Source organism: Microcoleus sp. Pol1C5 (genome assembly GCF_036701115.1).
Taxonomy (GTDB): domain Bacteria; phylum Cyanobacteriota; class Cyanobacteriia; order Cyanobacteriales; family Microcoleaceae; genus Microcoleus.
Map to the genome: position 1 here is coordinate 50,830 of NZ_JAUBQE010000036.1, position 20,903 is coordinate 71,732.

Consider the following 20,903-nt stretch of genomic DNA (forward strand, 5'->3'; position numbering starts at 1 on the left):
GGAGCCGATCGCTCCTCCGGCGCAAAGCCCAGCTCACGGACTGGGCCCCTAATCAAAATTAAACTTTTGACAGGTGGCTTTTTTAAGTTTCCAGAACAAAACAAAAGCCGACTTTCAGAGAAAAAGCCGACTTTTGAGATAATTTTACCGACGAAGCGTAAAACCGCTAGCTCGCCGCTGGGGGTTGGATCACTTTCCACAATCCGAGTGCGCGAGTGCGACTACCTTGCAGAAAGTAGAAAACATCCCCAAACAAAGTCTGAAGTATTAAATCCGAGGGTGGCGGGTAACGCCCTGATTGGGGTCGTAAATATCAGCGGTAGTATCAACCCCTGGAGTGCCAGGTGCGCCGTAATCAGCCCGAGCGCTATCGACGCTGGGATTATAGTCGTAGGTGTTCCAATGCTGAATGCCTCCGCGGCTTAGAATGGTTTCAGCTCTAGCGACTTCTGCTTCGCTGCCGTCAACGAGTACCAAGTAATCTCCTCTCGCCACGCGATCGTTGTATGCTCTAGCTTCCTCTTCGGGAATTCCCATACCGACTAAAGCTCCGATCAAGCCGCCTGCTGCCGCACCCAAAGCCGTACCGGCTAGTGTAGTGGCGATCGCCGTAGCTGAGGCTCCTGCCAGCATAATCGGCCCGATTCCCGGAATTGCCACTAGGCCCAGACCTACCAACAAGCCTGTCAAACCGCCCAAAGTACCACCTGTGAGTGCGCCCTTTGTGGCCCCTTCATCGGATTTGTTGTCCGCGCTGTCGTGCACGTCAATGCCTGCGATTTCCCCTTTCGAGTCAGCATCCTTAGCGATGACCGAAACCCGATTCATGTCGAAACCGGCAGTTCTCAGTTCTCCCAGTGCGTGTTCCGTCTCGCGGCGGGTTGAAAATACTCCCACGGCGCGCTTCTGCCGCCCCGAAGCTCTGCGGCCGGTGTCTGCAGGCACATCGTAAATGCCCCAATCCTGAATGCCCCGCACGCTCATAATTCCTTCGGCTGTGGCAAGTTCGGCATCTGTTCCTTCTACGAATACCAAATATTCTCCGCGCGAGACGCGATCGTTATAAGCTTTAGCTTTTGCTTCGGGAACTCCCAAGCCGACCAAACCGCCAACCAACCCGCCTGCTGCTGCCCCAATCGCGCCACCGACTACAGTATCTGCCAGCAGAGTTGCGATCGCACCCCCCGCCATCACCGGGCCAACTCCCGGAATCGCTAGCGCTCCAATGCTTCCGAGTAACCCAATCAAACCACCCGTCACGACTCCCGCTGTCGCGCCTGCTTTGGCGCCGCCGCCCACTTTGTCATCGGTACCCTTACCAGTACCAGTGCTAGCGCCCGCAATTTCGCTGCGATCGAGATTTTCACCAACTACCGAAACTTTATTCATCGGAAACCCGGTACTTTGTAGCTCTATGAGGGCTAGTTCCGTATCTCGGTAAGTAGAAAATGCTCCTACAGCTCGCTTGTGTTGACCTAAAGCCATTTTTTTTCTCCTGAAAAATATACTACTTTTACACAACCACAGAATTTATGCTCTGCCATCAATCACCCATCAATCACATTTAGTCATTTTTTCCCAACAATTTTCATCGGTCGCTGGGAATAACTTCCTCCTCTATCTTCAGATTGGTTTCCCACTAATTATCCGGGCTGAAAAATCGGAAATAGGGAAGAGGGAGTTGGAGGTATTGCGCGAGTTTTGAGTGCGTGAATTTTAAATTAAATTTACACTCTTTAACTTAAAACACCCCTCTTTCTAGAGAGTCACCTCAGCGTTGCATTCCGCTCCGCAAGCCATTTTACAATGCCAAACTTTACCCTCTTCCCTCAGACTTTTCTCCTAGATAACTACATCCTTTTCCCTTATGTCCCTCCGACTTCTTCCTTCTAATTTATTGATTGCTGCTAGGCGATGCGGGTGCAGCGGGGGCGACAACAGCCGTAACATTCACCTGTTTTACACCCTTAATCTCTTTAGCTAGTGGCTCAATTTTAGCTAAATCAGTTTGATTGGGAACTGTGCCGCCTACGGTGACAAGCCCATCTTTTGCGTCAACAGTTAACTGACCTTTAGTGATGTTTACTTCTAACTTGGAGCGCACTTCGCTTTGGAGGTCGCTATCGGCTCTTATGGCATCACCGCCCGTCACATTGTTGCGCTGTTCTCTGGCCCTGATATCAGAATTTGCTTGGTTTTGGCGAATCTGGCTAGTGGCGTCACCCTGAGTTTTTTGAACTGTATCGGCTGGGGGTGGGCTAGTGGTATTTTCTGTGGTAGAATTAGGAGCATCAGAGCTAGTTTTAGCCCCTTCGCTGCAAGCAGCAGCTCCAAATAATAGGAGGCCGCTGAGGAGAATTGGTGTTAGTTTGTTCATAATAGGTTAATACCCTCCGGGTAAGCTTTCAATGAGGCTGACTTGGTTGAGCCAGATGGGAGCCAGATGGAGCAAGACAGCATCTTTAGTTTGTGCTTTCTGGTTTGTGCTTTCTGCGATTTAAAAATCCTTATATATAATATATAAAATTGAGCAAGTATCTACATCGCTCCACGGGTGTAAAATTTATCTATGTCGTTAGATAGAGTACAAAAAATAAAATTAAGGTCTTAAGTCAAATTTAGCGTAATTTAGTTTTGACCAGGTTATTACTCAGAAACAGGTTTGAACCCGCCTTTTTTGTGGCCCAGGTCAATATTTACCTAGACACCAAGTTGAAAAGCGTAAGTTTTATGAATAAATTCGATCGCCAATCCCAACTAATTTTTTTCTCTTCCCTGGAACCTGTGACTTATTCCCTCAACCTCTCTCCGTTAAATCTGTTAAATCTCCTACGCTACTCATTGCCAAACTTCCTGCTTCAAAACAAACGAAAAGAGTCTAGAAATTTTTGAGCATTTTCTGGTTCTGGGGTAGTGGCAACCAGGCCGTAAACGCGCGTTTCCACCAAAAAAACTTGACCTACACCTACAGGTTCACTGGGGGAAAGCGGCTGAAACTCAAATTCTTTTCCGGGATAGCCTCCGAGGGAAATATCCCGCACCTGCAAAACTTTAGCATTCGCTGCCACGACGAAAACATCAACGGCATTATTTAAAGTAATTCTGGTATTATTGATATTATTGTTCCTCAGCCGAAAATCCAGGTCAAAGTATTGAAGCAAATAAGTTTCTTTGTTTTTTAAGTTCGATCGGTATGTATGAGCAATAATTTGATTTGAAAAAGTTTCAGAATTAATTTTGGGATTGGCGGGCATATCGATCGCAAACTGACCCATCGCCGAGCAAAATGGCTGCCAATCTGGCGTCTGAATTTCTGCCCGCAGCGGGGCTGGTTGAGAAGCAGCGGGACTGGCAAACTTGACAGGGCATGAAAGTAATGTAGCAGTAACTAGAAGTAAATACAGAAATTTCATTTGGGTAAAAATTATATATGCCCGATCGATCTGCGCTAGCCTAGAAATATATCTGCAAAGGGGCGATTTATGCTGAATATTATATTTACTCAACGGCAAGGCAACTCTCCAGGGCGATCTAAAACCAATAAAACCAATATACTCGCTGCTGTAAATACTTGGCTGGCTGTGTGTCTTTTGGCTGCTGTGACAGCTTGTGCAAACAGCCCCAACAGCAAGGCCCTCGAAGAATCATTAGCCGCCGATCCCACATTAAAACAAAACCCAGTAGTTTTCTCTTCCCCGCCACCAGGGACAGCAATTGAGACCAACTCTACCGCCAAACTTCCTCCCGATTTCCCGACAGAGATTCCACTCTATCCTAATGCTGAGTTAATCGAAGTTGGTGGGCAAACCGATCCGTCGCAAAAAAATGTGCGGCTGCGCTGGGAAAGCACTGATCCTGTTAATTCGATTCAGAACTTTTACTCCACAGAGTTTGGGCGTCGCAACTGGGAAATAGTCAGCCGCCCCACCGCCGAGGGACAAGGTTCTTTGGTAGCAACGCGAGATAATTTACGGGTAACTGTGTCGCTTTCTCCTACTCAGAAAGTAGGAGGTTCTACAGAATTTGCGATCGACTACAGCAAAGAAAGCCCCGAAATTGCCACCAGTCCCCAACCTAACAATTCCGAGTCTAGCGCATCTCCAACCGCTTCACCAACTCCATCTAATTCAGAGGGAACTACTCCAACGCCATCCGCCTCGCCAAAATCAGCACAAGTTAGCCAACTAGACACCCAAATTCCTCAACAGTTGCGGCAGTATGTAGCTGATTTAAGTCAGTTGGAAGTGCTGAAAGTGCGATCGACAGAAAATGCTAATTTAGAAACAGCCAGCACTTTGCCCAAACCCAACAAAATTGTCAGTCGCCGCGAATACGCCCGCTGGTTAGTAGCAGCTAACAATCAGATTTATGCTAGCCGTCAAGCCAAACAAATTAGATTAGCAGTAGACTCTAGCGAACCAGCCTTTTCTGACGTACCCAAAACAGACCCGGATTTTTCAGCAATTCAAGGTTTAGCAGAAGCCGGTGTAATTCCGAGTTCGCTTTCGGGTGAAAGTAAAGATGTGAAATTTCGCCCGGATGCACCTTTAACTCGCGAAACAATGATTCTCTGGAAAGTGCCTTTAGATAGTCGTCAAGTTTTGCCGACAGCTAACATTGACGGAGTGAAAGAAAAGTGGGGTTTTCAAGATGCTTCTAAGATTGATTCCCAGGCGTCGCGGGCAGTTTTAGCTGATTTTAACAATGGAGATTTGGCGAATATTCGCCGCGTTTTTGGTTTTACTACTCTATTTCAGCCTAAGAAATCAGTGACTCGCGCCGAAGCTGCTGCTAGTTTGTGGTATTTTGGCGTTCAAGATCAGGGATTGTCTGCTAAAGATGCCCTGGAAGCAAAGTCTCAACCTGCTGAGTAGAGTTTTTTTGGGGTGGTTAAAAGTTTTGAACACACCCTCTACTTACCAATACCCAGGAAACCGGGTTTTTTCTCTGTAAGCAAACCCGGTTTCTGCGTCCAAGACTGCCGAAATTTTACCAATTTTTGATTAATCGGCCTGCGATCGCCCGCCACAAAAATTGCAGCTTGAGTTTCTAGGAGTTCGGTGAATATGGCTTACCCAGAAACCGACTTTTATCTACGAAAAAGCCCTGTAAAACGCGAGGTATATCCGGTGAAAAACTCCGTTTCTTTAATTTCTTTGGGAGAGTTGTCATTAAAAATCCTTTTAAAGATTGTACATCGGCTTTTCTGTCCTTGTCGCCTACCCTAGGAAATAGATTTTTTTTTATTTAATTTTAATTTCTGTATCCTGCCATACAAGCGCTGCATTTGGCGGGCTAATTTTCTACATATTTTCACTAACACTTTGTTCAAAACTCTCAGTAGGATTCCGGATGCCGTAGCGGCCTTAACGATAAATGAACAAGAGTGTTTGAGCTCTTGGAGAGCATTTTTTAATGTACGATATTACCTTATTTACCCCGCAAGATATGGCTAAATGCAGCTTAGTCCTGCGCCACTTAGGTAGAAATACTGCTAGTATGGAAGCCACCAGCCAGAAGATTGTTAACTATATTTACCAACATTTTTGCGATTCGCAAACAGGAGAAAATACCTGTGCCTTAGTGCGTTTGTTCAAAACTCATCCCTACGGGGAATTAGAAGACTCATTGCAACAATCCGCCCGCCGCTTGATGAAGGGCAATTCCCCCGCCGCCGACATGAAATGTTGGACTCTGCTAGCAGCCGCAGGCACAGAACCGCAGTGGAATTCTCGGCACACAGCAGCAGAAAATACAGCTATTCCATTAGTTAGCACAAAATTAGTGGCTCAAATGCCGGCGATTTCGGAAATAATCCGGCAGTTCGGTTTAGACATTCCTACATTCCTCGGAATTGAGCGAGAAAGGTTCCTGCAATTAGAGCCCGCAGTATTAAATATTTTTTATGTATCAGAGGCAAAAGGCAGCCCCTTTATTCCTGAGCAAAATTCTTTAATTATTCCCTACAATGTCAAGTCTGTCTTGGGATTTGGGGGACTTCTGCCGTCAGGAAGTTTGTTTGCGGTAATGATGTTCCTGAAAGTTAAAATTCCCCAAAGCAGGGCTGAAATGTTTAAAAATTTGGCACTTAGTGTCAAAACAGCATTGTCCCTCCCCGACGAAAAGAGTGTTTTTGAATATTCAGAAAAGCCTACCACCTTTGTTACAAATAACAATAATTGCGAAACCCAATTACTGGAAAATCAAGTGGCTACTCTGATGCAATTGCTGGACTTTTCAGAACAAGAAATGCTGAGACAAGCCGCTTGGTTTCAACAGACTATTGACAATTTACAGCGAGAACTTGCCGAACACAAAAATAAGGAACAAGCTTTGAAAATAAGTCAAAATTCATTTACAGGTCTCCTCAATATTCCCAATGATGCTATTTTGCAAGTCGAGGAAAATCACGGAATTCAGCGTTTTAATCAAGGGGAAGAACAGATTTAAACTAAGGTCTGTATTTAGCAATCCGGTTGATCCATGAAACCGAGTTGTTGCGGTGTTTGCGGATACTAATTTACGATCGCACATTTTCCCGATCGAGTTTTTCGCTATCAGCAAATTTACAAATGGCTAGCGGGGCAGTTTGCTGCGGGAAATTGGTAGCACTGGCGAGAAGGGCTAAACGCTTTGACCGTAACTTTTGTAGTATTTGTTATGTATGTTTTTAAGTGTTAGTTCGTTTTTGCTTCCTGCTCCCTATGGAAGCGCCAGATTAGATTATTTTTTATTAAGAAAAAGTCTATTTTGGTTGAGGCTAAGTATCATGCCAACAATATTTTTTATTGGATAGGCTTACCCGTACAAATATGGCTGTAAAATTCAACATCCAAAAAGCCTGATTAGTAAGTTTTTGGCAGGGGAGAATTGATGGGGATCTACACAAAAGCGCAGTTACAATAGGAAAAGAAAATAACTGCTGGGACTAGCGTGCGGCGCGATGGGCATACTGAGTGGACGAAGGCTACAAATCGGGGAGATTTGTAGCCTTATATTTGTCAATAGGAATTTTTGACAGCAACAACGCGAATTCGGCGATAATCTGCAATCCAATTACCATCGCGGTACAGCGTCGGCCGCAAACGCTCTTCAACGGAGTTCATTACCTGCGATCGCACATCATCAGACAACCCCGACAAAAACTCGCCAGCAAACATTTCAATCCAATTTACCATACCCGCGCTGCCGCCTTCTAGGGAAGTCGGGCGATCGAACAAAACGGCATAACTAACCTCAAATCCCTGCTTTTCCAAAAGCCCAGCATACTCGCCAATACTCGGAAAATACCAAGGATTAAGCGCTTCAGGCTCCTGGCAGCCAATTTCTGACAAAACACTCAAAATTGCCCGGACGATCGCCCCCACGTTCCCCTTACCGCCAAACTCAGCAACAAAACGCCCTCCCGGCTTCAGCGCTTTTTCCACACAATTAATCACAGCATCCGGCTGTTTAATCCAATGCAAAACCGCATTAGAAAACACAGCATCTAACGGCTCTTCTACTTTAAAATTTCTCGCATCCGCTGTATCGAACTTGATGTGAGGATAGTTAACTTTTGCCGTGGAAATCATCGACAAAGATGAATCAATACCTTGCACCAAAGCACCACTTTGAGCAATCTTTTCAGTTAACTGTCCCGTACCGCAGCCCAAATCTAGAATACGTTCTCCAGATTGAGGAACGAGTAACTCCAAAAGCGATTCGCCGTACTGCCACACAAAAGCGTGCTGTTGTTCGTAAAGACTTGTATTCCAAGAATCTTGTGCCATGATAACTACCCTGAACCTTTCTTCTCTTTCTCTGTGTTCTCTGCGTCTCTGCGGTTAATTAAAAAAAATCCTTCTTCACAAAACCAACCAACTTATTTGTTGGCTAGTTGGGCTATCGCACTTCCCTCGATTCGGCCAACCCTAATATTTTCCAAAATGCGCGCTCCCTGCTTTTCATAAAAAGCAATTCCCGGCGCATTGCCAGTATTAACAGTCCATTCCATACGCCCGCAATTTGTGGACTCAGCAATTTGTGCCAAATATTTTAACAGCGCTGTACCGACTCCCATACCGCGCATAGGAGCTTGCACAAATAAATCATCCAGCCAAAGGCAAGGCTTCGCCAAAAGGCTTGAATAGAAAGCATAAAACATCGCAAACCCTACCGCTGTGTCGGCAACTTCCGCCAACAATACTCGCACTAGCGGAGGCTGGAAAAACAACGTTTGCTGCAATTTATCTGCTGTTGCTTCTAAAAGATGTGGAACTCCATCGAATTCTGATTTTTGCGAAATAAAAGCAAGAATTAGTTCCAAATCTGCTAGCTCTGCTTCTCTAATTTTGATATCCAAATTAGCCATTGTTTAATTCTCAATGTCGCCTATTAATCACTGTATGAAATATCATCATTAATGTCCAATATATGTTTAACTAACCACTTATACTTTTAAAATATAAATGATTGGGGAGCTATGGAACTTCGGCATTTGCGTTATTTCATTGCAGTTGCAGAGGAACTGAATTTCAGTCGCGCAGCCGAAAAACTGCATATTGCCCAACCTCCGCTGAGCCAACAAATCCAACATTTAGAGGCAGAGTTGGGGTTTCAACTGTTTCGCCGCACCAAGCGGACGGTGCATTTAACGGCAGCGGGACAGGTTTTTTTCGAGGAGGCTGGGAAAATTCTGCAGCAAGTCGATCGAGCAATTCAACTCGGCCGACAAACCAGTCGGGGCGAACTCGGCCAACTGACGATCGGCTTTGTGAGTTCTGCAGCACACAACGTGGTTCCAACGATTTTGCAGGCGTTTCGCACTCGGTGTCCCGCCGTCAAGCTGGAACTGCACGAACTGACGACAAACGAACAGTTGCAGCGGCTGCGGTTCGGGCAAATTGATATCGGCTTCGTGCGCCCTCCGGTTGAAGAAGATGGGATAAATTCTGAAATCGTTTTTCGAGAACCGCTGATCGTGGCACTGCCAGAAACGCATCCGGCGGCCGATCTCACGCATCTTGAATTACGCGAACTTTCCACGGAACCGTTCATTTTATTTCCGCGATCCCAGGCTCCGGGATTGTACGATGCGATCGTCAGTCTTTGTCAACAAGCAGGTTTTAGCCCGATCGCAGCTCAAGAAGCAATTCAAATGCAAACAATTGTCAGCTTGGTAGCCGCCGAGATGGGAGTGGCGATCGTCCCGGCATCAATGCAAAATTTCCAGCGCAGCGGGGTTGTTTACAAAGCGTTACCAGAATCAACCTGCATTGTGGCGATCGCTCTGATTTGGCGCAGCGATCCAACGGCGGCGGTGCAGCGCTTTTTGGAAGTCGCCAGACTGCAGCAGCGGATTTGATATTTGAGATTGTAAATTTTAGATTGACTGGTAAATTGACAAAGTTATCAAAACTCAAAGATTTTCTGTGCAACAACACCCGTAGAATGATTAATTGATGCTCGGAGTTCGAGCAACTACTGCCGTAAAAGTCGGCACGATGCGACCTGAACGGCTCACAATATCCCACATAACTATTCAGTACAAGAGAGCAAGGGATGGTATTGGCAACAGAAATGGGTTCGTCCCAACCGGAATCCTCTTTCGACCTATCTACTTATCTAGTCAATCGAAAAGAGGCGATCGAGGTAGCTCTCGACAGTGCACTGCCGGTCATCTACCCAGAGAAAATTTACGAAGCAATGCGCTACTCGCTGCTAGCGGGGGGCAAGCGCCTGCGTCCGATCCTGTGTCTGGCTAGCTGCGAACTGGCCGGTGGGACTACATCTATGGCAATTCCCACAGCTTGCGCTTTGGAAATGATCCACACGATGTCGCTGATTCACGACGATTTGCCGGCAATGGACAATGACGACTACCGGCGTGGCAAACTGACGAACCACAAAGTCTACGGCGAAGATATCGCCATTTTGGCTGGCGATGGTTTGTTGACCTATGCTTTTGAATTTATCGCCACTAAAACTCAGAACGTACCCCCCCAGCAGGTGTTGCAGACGATCGCCCATTTAGCGCGGGCATCGGGTGCTGCTGGACTCGTAGGCGGTCAGGTGGTTGATTTGGAATCGGAAGGAAAGACAGATGTTTCTCTGGAAACTTTGAATTACATTCACGCTCACAAAACAGGCGCGCTGTTAGAAGCCTGCGTAGTTTGTGGGGCAATTCTGGCTGGGGCCTCAGCAGCAGATTTGCAGCGACTGTCTCGTTTCGCTCAAAATATTGGGCTGGCTTTCCAGATCGTTGACGACATTCTGGATATTACTGCTACCCAAGAAGAACTGGGAAAAACTGCTGGCAAAGATGTTCAAGCAGGGAAAGTCACTTATCCGAGTTTGTGGGGAATTGAGGAGTCTCGGCGCCAAGCTTCGCAGCTTGTTGCTGATGCTAAGGCTCAATTGGCAGTGTTTGGGAGCAAAGCTCTACCGCTGCTGGCGATAGCCGATTTTATTACCAGCCGGAGTAACTAGAAATACCAAACACTATGCAGGAAATTTGCAGCGCCATCTTAAACAATCATGTACTCGTGGTTGCTTTGCTCGCTTGTCTGGCTGCTCAGATCATGAAGCTGCCGATCGAGTTGGTCAAAAATCGCAAGTTTAATCTTCGGTATTTGGTAACCACGGGGGGAATGCCCAGCGCTCACTCGTCTTTTGTGGGCGCTTTGGCTGCTGGAGTGGGACAAACGATGGGATGGGAAAGTCCGGATTTTGCGATCGCTGCGATCTTTGCAATTATTGTGATGTACGACGCAGCAGGCGTCCGCCAAGCAGCAGGCAAGCAAGCTCGCATCCTCAACCAAATTATTGACGAGTTTTTTGAGGAAGATCACAACCTTAATGAGGCTCGCCTGAAAGAGTTGTTGGGACACACTCCTTTTCAAGTGCTTGTCGGTTTGGGGCTGGGAATCACTATTGCTTGGATCGCAGGGCCTGCATATTAAGTTTTAAGTACGGAGTAAAATTGGGGCAGTGGTGTTTTTTGACGAGTTGGAGGTAAAAGTTGGCGGCGGGGATTAATTGTTCGGCAACTCATCCGTCTCTAGCTCAGAAAAGCACGCAAACTTTTTGGAAGTTTATGGCAATGCCTATTCCCTAATTAAGCACTTCAAAAAGTTCAAAAAGTTTTTTCACTTCCCACTCCTTGGAATTGTTTTGCTATGCTCCAAAGACTATATGTACACAACTTCAGATGCCTAGAAAACTTTGAACTGCCCATAAAGGGGATGCCATCTGCTCTCTTGATTGGAAAAAATGGTGCAGGTAAATCAACTACTGCCTCTGCATTAGAAGTCCTTCAAAAGATTTGTCGAGGCATCAATAGAATGCGCGACCTTGAAAAACTTAACCTTATTAGCTCGAAAGATTTCGCTCGTGGAAGGTCTGATGTTCCGATCCGGTTTGAAATAGAAGTATTACTCGAAGATAAATTATACAAATATGTCCTTGCCTTAGATTTACCAGAAAAATTTAGAGAGCTTCGAGTTTTTGAAGAGCAACTGCTAGTTGCAGGAGATCCAATTTACTCTCGAAAAGAAGCCCAAGTCACTCTTCACACCAGCTCCCCAAATCGTGAAGCTCAGTTTCGGGTAGATTGGCATCTTGTTGCCCTGCCCGTAATTCAGGAGCAATCTGAGACTGATCCGCTTCATATTTTCAAGACTTGGCTGGCTCGCACGATTATTTTAGCCCCGATTCCCAGCTTGATGACGGGAGACTCAAACGGTGAAACTTTAGAGCCAAAGCGAGATGGTTCAAACTTTGGGGAGTGGGTTTCGGGCTTACTGAGTCGCTATCCTGCGGCGTACACACAGGTTGATAAATATCTCCGAGAAGTGATGCCTGACATTCAGGATTTTCTGAATGAACTAATCGGCAAAGACTCGAAAAGCATGATTGTTCGGTTTGAAGCAAATAATGCGAATCTGAGTATTGAATTTAATGACTTATCTGACGGGGAGAAGTGCTTTTTTCTTTGCGCTGTTGTCTTGGCTGCCAACAAATTTTATGGCCCACTTTTTTGCTTCTGGGACGAGCCAGATAACTATCTATCCTTATCGGAGGTGGGACATTTTGTAATGTCTCTGCGACGCTCATTTAAAAATAGCGGTCAAATCTTAGTGACATCGCATAATCCTGAAGCAATCCGCAAGTTTTCAAATGAAAATACCTTTGTATTAGATCGCAAAAGCCACTTAGAGCCAACTTTAGTCAGACCGCTGAGTGAGATGTCTGTTAAAGGCGACCTGATAAATGCCTTGATTGGTGGCGACATAGAGCTATGAGTAATAAGTATCAACCGCACATTCATGTGTTGGCCGAAGATGATGCTAATCGCCAGATTGCCAACGGATTTCTTCTTGCGCCAAACCTTAATAACCGTGCTGTTAAAGTCCTACCACTTCCGGGTGGTTGGAAAAAAACTGTGGAGGAATTCACGAAGAAGTATGCGTCTGAAATGCGACAATTACCACAAAGAATGATGGTTTTGCTCATTGATTTCGATAATGATGAAAGTCGGTTGACTTATGTAGAAAGTCATATTCCAAATGATCTAAAAGCAAGAGTATTCGTGCTGGGAGTGCTATCTGAACCAGAAAGTCTAAGGACAGACATCAAAAAGAATTTTGAGGAGATTGGAGAAGCTCTTGCAAAAGATTGTTCTGACAACACAAATGAGTTATGGGGACATAATCTTCTCCAACACAACCAACGAGAATTAGATCGTATGGCTTCATCTGTAAAACCATTTATCTTTAAATAAATAGACGCAAAAGTCGCGCCCGCTACTTAAATGTCAGGTGCGCGACTGCCAATAATTTAGCGGAGTGGAGAGCGCTCAAAAGCCGCGCACCCTAATGACTACAGACCGAATTCTGCTTGCAAAATATCGTCATTGTCATCGGCGATCGTGGCGACAATAGTAATAACCCGAGAAATTTCCCCGGCCGAGATTTCCGCCATCGTCCGAGTCGATACTACGGCAACTTGATTATCAACAATGGCAAAATGAGCTTCTAAAGTAGACAGCCAATTCATTTCTAGAATTTTCCGCATTAATTGAACTTCATTCTTCGCTGGCAACTGCAGTACAAAAGCCCAAACAGTCAAAGTATCATCTTCGGTTTCGCCCGTAAGTTGCACGAACACTTCGACACTGCCGTACTTGAACTTCCAAAGATGTCCGCCAGCTTCACTTTGACCGACCATCACTTTTTGGTCTACAGCCATGCTGGCGATGACAGTTTCAATTTCTTCTGCATACGTGACCGCTGTGGCTTTTTCGACCTGCTCGGAGGCGATCGCACTTTCACTTGAGAGGCTCTCTGCGGAAGCTGTTTGTATGTTCGGCTCGCTGGTAGTCATGATTATATTTAGATGGAAAACTATTCCAATAATCAGTTTACTTGCTAAAGCTTAAAATTATGACTTTAAATAACTGGTTCCGAGGCTATGCCTGGGAACCAGTATATCTCGCTTGTTTGCGGAGGCAGACGCAAGTTTGACTCGCAGAACGGTTTCAACAGGGTTCGCGATCGTATTTAAGCCTTGGGCTTAGTCGCCGGCTTCTTCTCAATGGTATTTAAGCCGTTGAGGAACATGGGTACCAATTTCTCCATAAATGCCTGCGGGTCGCGGTTCCAGGCTCGCTGAGCTACATCGACTCTGGTCATTTGCAGGTCGGGGGCCAGCAGGGTTGCGGGCAAGCGTTCCATCAGGTATTGCGGGCGTTCCCACATCGGCATAGTGTTGGCAATGTCCACGAGGCGGGTGACGCGGCGGAGTTCTGCCCCCAGCATGATATCCATTCCCGATTCAAATGCTGCTTGTTCGATCGCCACATACTTGCGCTTTGCCTGTTCCACCTTCTGGCGGTGTTCCGGGCTTTTGTCGGCGATTTGGGCAAGCCAGCGGTTGCCCCAGCGGACGTGACCAGCTTCTTCGGGAAAAATCTTTTCGATTGTTTCGCGGATTTTGACGTTTTCTGCGGTTTGGGGAGCCTGTTTGAGGGCGTGGATGTGGGCTGAGAAATACTCGCAGCCCCGCTTTTCGGTGACATTGATTGCGGCTAAGGCTGCAATTATACCGTCATCGAGGTTGCGGTATTGCTCTTTGTCCAGCAGGCGCTCAAATTCGTCAATGTAGGAGACTCCTGGCGGCGTTCCCACCTTTTGGCCCAAGTCTACCAGCAAGTCGGTGAGCCACATCGCGTGTCGCGCTTCGTCGGAAATGTGCCGGGAGAGGTCGCGCACGAGTTCGGCGGGTTCCCCGTCTAGCCGTTCGATCACGTCGGTGAGGTCTTTGCAACTGCGCTGTTCGCTGTAGCGGTAGCGGTTGAGGGTGATCAGGTGAATTTCGCGATCGCGCACTACATTAGCTAAAATTTCGCGCGCTCCCATAGCGTTGCGAAGCTTGCGGGGATAAGCAACAGTCATGCTTTTATGTTGTTTTGTAAAGATACTTATATAAGTGTAACGCAGTTTTTTCGACAACCAATTACCTCGCAAGGCAGAAAGTTATTGTTTAGCACGGAGAGTCAATTTTATACAGACAGTTTTTTTTACTAGCTCAAGCAACGACAATAGTTTAGAGTTGCCAGTCATACAATTTTAGATTTTAGATTTTAGATTTTAGATTAAAAATGACTGATGATTATCAGGATTGGGAGCTTTTCTACAGTTAGATTATTTTTTTAAACTGCGATCGCGCAAGGGTTGCGCGGATCGCAGAAAGCAACCTCATACACTCAAAACGTTTCAGGTTCCGTCGAGTCTTGGGTCTCAACACTAGCAGACTCTTGTTGAAATTTTCGCGCCTCTTCTACTTCTAACCTAGCCAGAGTTGTCGCCACATCAGCTAACTGTAAAGCCAGATTCATCCGACAAACCGGGTTTTTTTCCCTCCAGAGGTCTTTTGCCAAGAAATGTACTCGATAGCGAAACATTTTAATTGAATTTGGCGGAGTAACTTTCACGGTCATAGTCTTTCTTCTGTTGAAGTTTGAATGCGGAGCAGCACCCGTTCTAGCTCCAAGTAAACAAATGTCAGCATGATTACTTTATCTTCATCGGTGATTGTAACACTACAAGTTGCAGATCGAGGTTCAACGCCTTCGTGCCTGACAATTACAGTATATTTTCCCTGCTTCAGGTTATCAAAATTCACATCTGCCTCAAACAGATCAACTGTCTCCTCGGCCAGCACTCGTCCCTCCCGAGTTAGTAAAGTGACAAAGGCAATGCCGTCAACAGAAGTCATAGCATTATTACTCTGATTGCGGATCATTACAAAAATATCGGACATTGTTTGGTCATTGTTAATTGCTAATTGCTAATTTAGAATGAGTGCAGCACCTCACAAACAAAGGAGCATAAATACAGTGAATCATTTCAAGCTTTTGCTAATTTTGATGCCTTTTGCAGCGGTTCTCGGTTTGGGAAAAAGTGGAGCGCTAGCTGCTGTCTCAAATATCTCTGAGACAGAGCCTTGTTTACAGCTTGACGGCGTGCGGGTTGCTCAAAGGGACGATCGCAATTTAAGTAACTCGAAAGGTACATTAAAAGAAGGCAGTGCCCTCTCTATCGATCCTGATGAAGTTACCGGCATACCAAAAGCTGAGGCGCGACAGCGTTTCATTTTGAATAAGATATATCGGGTTCAGGAAGGCACTACTCCTGACGATTTATTTATTGTTGATGAGAAAGCAACTAAATGGGCTGTAGAGGATGTGTCTGAGGCTACAATGGGCCCTACTACTAACAGCGTTGCCCAGATAGTGTCGGGTAACGGGAGAGTCTGGGCGTTGATCCAGAAGTTCTAAACTCCAAAAAAACGCCGCTTTTAAGGGCGGCGTTCTTATTAATTAAAAATCACAGGTTAAAAATGGTATAATCACCATTTTTAACTTTTAATTTTTAAGTGTTAATTTTCTAACAGTCGTAGTAGAGAGCAAACTCGTAGGGGTGAGGACGCAGCCGCATCGGGTTGACTTCATTGTCGAGTTTGTAGGAAATCCAGGTTTGGATGAAGTCTTCGGTAAATACGCCGGTTTCAGTTAAGAAACTGTGGTCTTTTTCCAAAGCTTCTAAAGCGCCTTCCAATGAACCAGGCGTCGAAGGAATCTTGCTCAATTCTTCTGGGGAAAGGTCGTAGATATCCACGTCCAGAGGTTCGCCCGGATCGATTTGATTCTTGATGCCGTCTATGCCGGCACACAGCATGGCTGCAAATGCTAAATAGGGGTTGGATGTGGCATCAGGACAGCGGAATTCTAACCGCTTGGCTTTGGGGTTGGTTCCTGACAACGGAATCCGCACTGATGCCGATCGATTTCCTTGAGAGTAAGCTAAGTTTACAGGCGCTTCAAAGCCTGGAACTAAACGCTTGTAGGAATTGGTCGTGGGGTTGGTGATTGCCAAAAGTGCCGGTGCGTGCTTGAGAATGCCGCCGATGTAATGCAGTCCCATTTGGCTGAAACCTGCATATTGATCGCCTGCAAATAGAGGTTGGCCGTCTTTCCAAATCGACTGGTGAACGTGCATCCCGGAACCGTTGTCGTTAAACAGCGGTTTGGGCATGAAGGTGATGGTTTTGCCGTATTTTTTGCCGACGTTTTTGATGACGTATTTGTAAGTCAGCAAGTAGTCGGCTGCTTGTACTAGAGTGGCAAAGCGGAAACCGAGTTCGCATTGACCGCCAGTGGCGACTTCGTGGTGGTGTTTTTCGATGGGTACGCCGCATTTTGCCATTGTCAGCAGCATTTCCGTTCTCATGTCTTGTGAGGTATCGGTTGGTGCTACTGGGAAATAACCTTCTTTGTAACGCGGTTTGTAGCCGAGGTTGCCGCCTGCTTCTTCTTTGCCGGAATTCCAGCGACCTTCGATCGAATCTACGTAATAGTAGCCGGAATTTTGGGTTTGGTCGAAGCGAACGTCGTCAAAAATAAAGAATTCTGCTTCCGGGCCAAAGAATGCTGTATCGCCGAGACCGGTCGAAAGCAAGTAGTCTATGGCTTTTTGGGCAATGGTGCGGGGACAGCGACTGTACGGTTCGCCGGTGCGAGGTTCTTTGATGCTGCAAATGAAGCTGATGGTCGGTTCCGCCATGAACGGGTCCATCCAAGCAGTTGTCGGATCGATGACCATCGTCATGTCTGATTCGTTGATGGCTTTCCAGCCCCTAATGCTGGAACCGTCGAAGGGTACGCCGTCTGTGAATGCGGTTTCGTCGATTTGGTCGTGGTACAGGGAAAGGTGCTGCCAGATCCCCGGCATATCGATGAACTTTAGGTCAACGATCTGGATGTTATTTTCTTTTATGTAGTTTAAGGCTTCTTGGGGTGTCTGGAACATGACTTACTCCTGATATTGGTTGTGTCTTGGCGATCGGCCGATTTCAGACTGTTTGGGCGATCGTAGGCCTTCAGTACCCATTATTTTGTATCTATGGCTACAAAATTTTGAAATTGCTGCCCAGTGCGGCCGGGCAGTTCGTGATTCTTGCCCTGTGGATTATTTTTCGGCTGAAGATACAAGGCAAACGGCTGAATTTTGCTGCCGTTTGCCGAGGATAGACTACCTAGAGTGAAAATCCCATCTCAAATCTTAATCAAACGCCGATTTGTAGTAGTCTACAATAGGCGGTCTGTCTCAGATAGCAAAGTATTGATAAAGATTTTTGGGAGAGAAACTTATGCGCGATGCAGTGACGAGCCTGATTGAAAATTATGATGTTGCTGGTAGGTATTTAGACCGAGATGGTATCGATCGGTTGAAATCTTATTTTGCAACGGGCACGGCACGGGTACAGGCGGCGGCTGCGATTAACAGCAATGCTGCGGCAATTGTCAAGCAAGCTGGTATCCAGCTATTTGCTGAACAGCCGGAACTGATCCGTCCCGGGGGAAATGCCTACACGACTCGCCGTTACGCGGCTTGTCTGCGGGATATGGATTACTACTTGCGCTATGCTACTTACGCCCTGGTGGCTGGAAGTACCGACGTGCTCGACGAGCGCGTGCTGCAAGGTTTGCGGGAAACTTACAATTCTCTAAGCGTTCCCATTGGCCCGACGGTGATGGGAATTAGCATTATGAAGGAGATGGTTAAGGCTCAGGTGGAAGCTGCTGGCTTGTCTGTTGGGCCTTTTTTGGAGCAGCCTTTTGATTACATGATTCGCGAATTGAGCGAACAAGATATTTAAGTCAATTTGCTAGTTCTTGTAGCAGTAAATTGCATTTTTGGCTGGCAGTTAGCAGCAGTTAGATCGATCGCTTTTTTTGGCCTCACAGCCTCCAAGCGATCTTTTTTTTATGGGTTAGACAATTTGAGATTAAAAATTTGAGATTAAAAATTTGAGATTAAAAATTTGAGATTAAAAATTTGAGATTAAAAATTTGAATAATTGGGAATGACTTATGAATTAAAGGTTTGGAGCTTCCCTATAATTGTATTCTTTCTTGAAACTGATGTTAAAAATCCCCAACACATCCCCAGACGAGGCATTTGTTCAGGGGACTTTTGGTTTGGCCCCGATCGACTTGTTCGGCGGTTCTTGCTTCTACTTCGCCGTTGGGGTAAAGAATGTGGATGATATCACCGCTGATGAATGCCAGGGGATTTTCTTGACAATTGCCCTGATTTCTGATAGGAAAGTTAATTATTTTCATAGTCGATCGCCTTGATGGTATGTGTAGCGCTTTTAGCTCCATATAAATCATCCGCTAGTCACAAAAATTATTGTGTGATTCTATGAAGGTTTATCTGTGATCCAAATACACAATCAGAGCGATCTCAGTCACATCCTGTGACCTGGGGGCGATCGCCCCGCGATAATCGCAAAACCAAAATAATCGCCAAAAATTAGCAGTGGGGCTTGTGCGTAAGTGCTAATCTGGTACTGTTCTTAACCCTATCCGTACAGATTAAAAACCTTGGCTAAACAGCGACTAGACACATTATTGGTCAGCCTAGATTTGTGCAGTTCCAGACAGCAAGCTCAGGCTTTGATTCGGACTGGGAAAGTTTCTATCAACCAGCAGATAGTTGACAAACCGGGCACTGAGGTAGATATTTCAGCAAAAATTAATATCAAAGAGCGATCGCGCTATGTTTCTAGAGGCGGTGACAAATTAGCCAAAGCTTTAGAAGTTTTTGCGATTCCCGTTGCAGGCAGAATTTGTCTCGACGGCGGCATCTCCACAGGCGGTTTTACCGACTGTTTGCTGCAAGCCGGCGCCGCCCTAGTGTACGGCATAGATGTTGGCTACGGTCAAGCAGATTGGGGCTTGCGTAACGATCCGAGAGTAATTTTGAAAGAACGCACCAATTTGCGGTACATGACTGCTACTGAGCTTTACGGCGACTCTGAGCGAGCAGATTTGGCGGTAGTAGATGTGTCGTTTATTTCCCTGGATAAAATTTTACCGGCGCTGTGGGAATTGTTGGCACCACCGCGAGAAGCGGTATTGTTGGTAAAGCCGCAGTTTGAGGTAGGGCGCGAGAGAGTCGGGAAAAAAGGCGTAGTGCGAGACTCAGCCACTCAAGCTGATGCGATTTTTCAAGTGTGGAAGGCAGCCACAGCTTTAGGATGGCAGCAACGCGGCTTAACGTGGTCGCCTTTACTTGGCCCGGCCGGTAATATCGAGTATCTTTTATGGTTGGGGATCGATCGCGAACAGGAGCCAGAGCCGAGGGCGATCGAAGAGGATGTTGTGAAAGAACGGATCGCACAAGTCACCAAAGCGGCGGCGCGGGAACTTGTCGATCGATTGTAGATTGTAGATTGATTTCTAGATGTCAAACTAATCAATTTTAAAAGTCAAATTTGGAACTCCAGATTGCTTTAAATTTTCAATTTTTTTTGTCAATCTGACTCCTGAACTTTCACAAGAGTGAATAATTCCATGCAATCATTCAAACAAGCCGGTTCGATTTTACTGTACGTTCTAGGTGTCATTGGGTATGTGGCGATTGTAGCTACTATTGTAGGCGTTTCAATTCTCATCAAGTGGGTCGCTCTGCTACTAGCCGACAAATTATTATATACAATTCTGATTATCGGCGATTTGTTGAGGGGTATCGAAATTATTGAACTGTTAAATATATTGATATTTGCATTTATCGGTATGGGAGTGGGTGTGGCGACAAGGCTTCTACACCCTCAATACGGTCGCAAAATTAGTGCTGCTGTGTTGATAGTTATAGTTCCCTTAGTTTTCATGATTACGCCAGCCATTCGATATAATTCGTGGCTGGAAAAAGTGGAAGAATCGGATAAATTATCGCCTCCGCAAACTGCAACCTTAACGAACTCATTTTTAAATAGAAAAGTAGGATTGCCTGGTTTTATCGGTTATTACGTATACACTGGTCAGTTTCCCGTTATTCCCACCAAACAATCGGAGATGAAAGACCTCGACAGCTTTGAAAAAAAAGTTAATTCCAGATTTGTACAGTTCACAGGTATTGCTCCGACTATTGTTTCTTGGTCAATGCGGGTTTGTTTTTGGCTGATTAGAATATTTTACTTTTCTATAGCGGTAATTGCCACGATCGCCCATTTTAGGGAAGGCGTTATAATTGCCAGACGGTAATACGATTTTCGATTTTCGATTTTCGATTAAAGAATTGGGAATCACTGATGGAAATCGTGGTTTGGAGCTTAGCTACCGTTGGATTTTTTTTTGAGAATTGTATAAGAATAAAAGCAGTAGGGTGCGTCAGATCATAGTTTTTCGATTATTAAGAAATAACCCTCTGCTGACTTTGGCAGCCAAGCTAGAAATTGGAGCCAGGAAGCAGGAGTCAGGAGTCAGGAGTCAGGAGGAAGAAGGAAGGAAGGAGCCAGAATAAGTGTTTTTACAAATATGAGATCCTCTCCAATCTAAAATCTAAAATCTAAAA

Annotated in this window: 21 protein-coding genes and 1 pseudogene; 11 read left to right on the plus strand and 11 right to left on the minus strand. The window is 45.8% G+C overall.

Annotation, left to right across the window (positions count from 1 at the left end):
* Positions 1-267: 267 nt before the first annotated feature.
* From QUA23_RS19845 to QUA23_RS19855, 3 genes are all read right to left on the minus strand, one after another.
* Positions 268-1,485: a histidine kinase gene (locus QUA23_RS19845; RefSeq protein WP_333077881.1), complete on the minus strand. Its 1,218-nt coding sequence runs from the start codon at positions 1,483-1,485 to the stop codon at positions 268-270.
* 409 nt (positions 1,486-1,894) lie between these two features.
* A complete protein-coding gene (locus QUA23_RS19850; protein ID WP_333077880.1) occupies positions 1,895-2,377 on the minus strand; it encodes a BON domain-containing protein in 483 nt (160 codons plus the stop codon).
* A 481-nt stretch (positions 2,378-2,858) separates the two neighbouring features.
* Complete coding sequence (locus tag QUA23_RS19855) at positions 2,859-3,413, minus strand: hypothetical protein (protein ID WP_333077879.1); 555 nt, start codon at positions 3,411-3,413, stop codon at positions 2,859-2,861.
* 69 nt (positions 3,414-3,482) lie between these two features.
* Here QUA23_RS19855 and QUA23_RS19860 point away from each other — a divergent pair, with 69 nt between their 5' ends.
* Positions 3,483-4,874 (plus strand): S-layer homology domain-containing protein, encoded by a 1,392-nt coding sequence (locus QUA23_RS19860; protein ID WP_333077878.1) that lies wholly within the window; start codon positions 3,483-3,485, stop codon positions 4,872-4,874.
* A 541-nt stretch (positions 4,875-5,415) separates the two neighbouring features.
* Positions 5,416-6,450: a histidine kinase gene (locus tag QUA23_RS19865; protein WP_333077877.1), complete on the plus strand. Its 1,035-nt coding sequence runs from the start codon at positions 5,416-5,418 to the stop codon at positions 6,448-6,450.
* A gap of 551 nt (positions 6,451-7,001) precedes the next feature.
* Here the strand turns inward: QUA23_RS19865 and QUA23_RS19870 are convergent.
* Positions 7,002-7,781: pseudogene (locus QUA23_RS19870) on the minus strand (class I SAM-dependent methyltransferase); the annotation flags it as partial.
* An 83-nt stretch (positions 7,782-7,864) separates the two neighbouring features.
* A complete protein-coding gene (locus tag QUA23_RS19875) occupies positions 7,865-8,353 on the minus strand; it encodes a GNAT family N-acetyltransferase (RefSeq protein WP_333077876.1) in 489 nt (162 codons plus the stop codon).
* 111 nt (positions 8,354-8,464) lie between these two features.
* Here QUA23_RS19875 and QUA23_RS19880 point away from each other — a divergent pair, with 111 nt between their 5' ends.
* The 5 genes from QUA23_RS19880 (at position 8,465) to QUA23_RS19900 (ending at position 12,763) form a co-directional block, all read left to right on the plus strand.
* A complete protein-coding gene (locus tag QUA23_RS19880) occupies positions 8,465-9,346 on the plus strand; it encodes a LysR family transcriptional regulator (RefSeq protein ID WP_333077875.1) in 882 nt (293 codons plus the stop codon).
* Between the two features lie 197 nt (positions 9,347-9,543).
* Positions 9,544-10,470, plus strand: coding sequence for a geranylgeranyl diphosphate synthase CrtE (gene crtE / locus QUA23_RS19885; protein ID WP_333077874.1), 927 nt, complete (start codon positions 9,544-9,546; stop codon positions 10,468-10,470).
* 14 nt (positions 10,471-10,484) lie between these two features.
* Positions 10,485-10,943 carry a divergent PAP2 family protein gene (locus QUA23_RS19890; protein WP_333069238.1) on the plus strand — a complete coding sequence of 153 codons (459 nt, stop codon included), beginning with the start codon at positions 10,485-10,487 and terminating at the stop codon, positions 10,941-10,943.
* A gap of 216 nt (positions 10,944-11,159) precedes the next feature.
* Entirely contained in the window at positions 11,160-12,284 is a 1,125-nt protein-coding gene (locus QUA23_RS19895; RefSeq protein WP_333077873.1) for an AAA family ATPase, read from the plus strand.
* Positions 12,281-12,763, plus strand: coding sequence for a hypothetical protein (locus QUA23_RS19900; protein ID WP_333077872.1), 483 nt, complete (start codon positions 12,281-12,283; stop codon positions 12,761-12,763). Before QUA23_RS19895 ends, QUA23_RS19900 begins: the two co-directional genes overlap by 4 nt.
* A gap of 98 nt (positions 12,764-12,861) precedes the next feature.
* Here the strand turns inward: QUA23_RS19900 and QUA23_RS19905 are convergent, their stop codons facing one another.
* The 4 genes from QUA23_RS19905 to QUA23_RS19920 all read right to left on the minus strand — a co-directional run bounded on the left by QUA23_RS19905 (position 12,862) and on the right by QUA23_RS19920 (position 15,303).
* Positions 12,862-13,365: a YbjN domain-containing protein gene (locus tag QUA23_RS19905; protein WP_333077871.1), complete on the minus strand. Its 504-nt coding sequence runs from the start codon at positions 13,363-13,365 to the stop codon at positions 12,862-12,864.
* Between the two features lie 176 nt (positions 13,366-13,541).
* Entirely contained in the window at positions 13,542-14,435 is an 894-nt protein-coding gene (locus QUA23_RS19910; RefSeq protein WP_333077870.1) for a ferritin-like domain-containing protein, read from the minus strand.
* A gap of 311 nt (positions 14,436-14,746) precedes the next feature.
* The gene (locus tag QUA23_RS19915; RefSeq protein ID WP_333077868.1) at positions 14,747-14,980 is read right to left on the minus strand and encodes a hypothetical protein; all 234 of its coding nucleotides are present in this window, start codon (positions 14,978-14,980) and stop codon (positions 14,747-14,749) included.
* The gene (locus QUA23_RS19920; RefSeq protein ID WP_333077867.1) at positions 14,977-15,303 is read right to left on the minus strand and encodes a hypothetical protein; all 327 of its coding nucleotides are present in this window, start codon (positions 15,301-15,303) and stop codon (positions 14,977-14,979) included. Before QUA23_RS19920 ends, QUA23_RS19915 begins: the two co-directional genes overlap by 4 nt.
* Positions 15,304-15,379: 76 nt before the next feature.
* On the opposite strand from QUA23_RS19920, the gene QUA23_RS19925 reads away from it, so the two are divergent.
* A complete protein-coding gene (locus QUA23_RS19925; RefSeq protein ID WP_333077866.1) occupies positions 15,380-15,820 on the plus strand; it encodes a hypothetical protein in 441 nt (146 codons plus the stop codon).
* 109 nt (positions 15,821-15,929) lie between these two features.
* Here QUA23_RS19925 and glnA read toward each other — a convergent pair whose 3' ends face one another.
* On the minus strand, positions 15,930-17,351 hold the full coding sequence (glnA, locus tag QUA23_RS19930) for a type I glutamate--ammonia ligase (RefSeq protein WP_172187232.1): 1,422 nt from the start codon (positions 17,349-17,351) through the stop codon (positions 15,930-15,932).
* Positions 17,352-17,691: 340 nt separating this feature from the next.
* Here glnA and apcB point away from each other — a divergent pair, with 340 nt between their 5' ends.
* Complete coding sequence (apcB, locus tag QUA23_RS19935) at positions 17,692-18,201, plus strand: allophycocyanin subunit beta (protein WP_333069246.1); 510 nt, start codon at positions 17,692-17,694, stop codon at positions 18,199-18,201.
* A 268-nt stretch (positions 18,202-18,469) separates the two neighbouring features.
* Here apcB and QUA23_RS19940 read toward each other — a convergent pair whose 3' ends face one another.
* On the minus strand, positions 18,470-18,667 hold the full coding sequence (locus QUA23_RS19940; protein WP_333077865.1) for a hypothetical protein: 198 nt from the start codon (positions 18,665-18,667) through the stop codon (positions 18,470-18,472).
* Between the two features lie 264 nt (positions 18,668-18,931).
* Here QUA23_RS19940 and QUA23_RS19945 point away from each other — a divergent pair, with 264 nt between their 5' ends.
* Positions 18,932-19,774 (plus strand): TlyA family RNA methyltransferase, encoded by an 843-nt coding sequence (locus tag QUA23_RS19945; RefSeq protein ID WP_333077864.1) that lies wholly within the window; start codon positions 18,932-18,934, stop codon positions 19,772-19,774.
* Positions 19,775-19,903: 129 nt separating this feature from the next.
* The gene (locus QUA23_RS19950) at positions 19,904-20,593 is read left to right on the plus strand and encodes a hypothetical protein (RefSeq protein ID WP_333077863.1); all 690 of its coding nucleotides are present in this window, start codon (positions 19,904-19,906) and stop codon (positions 20,591-20,593) included.
* Positions 20,594-20,903 lie beyond the last annotated feature (310 nt).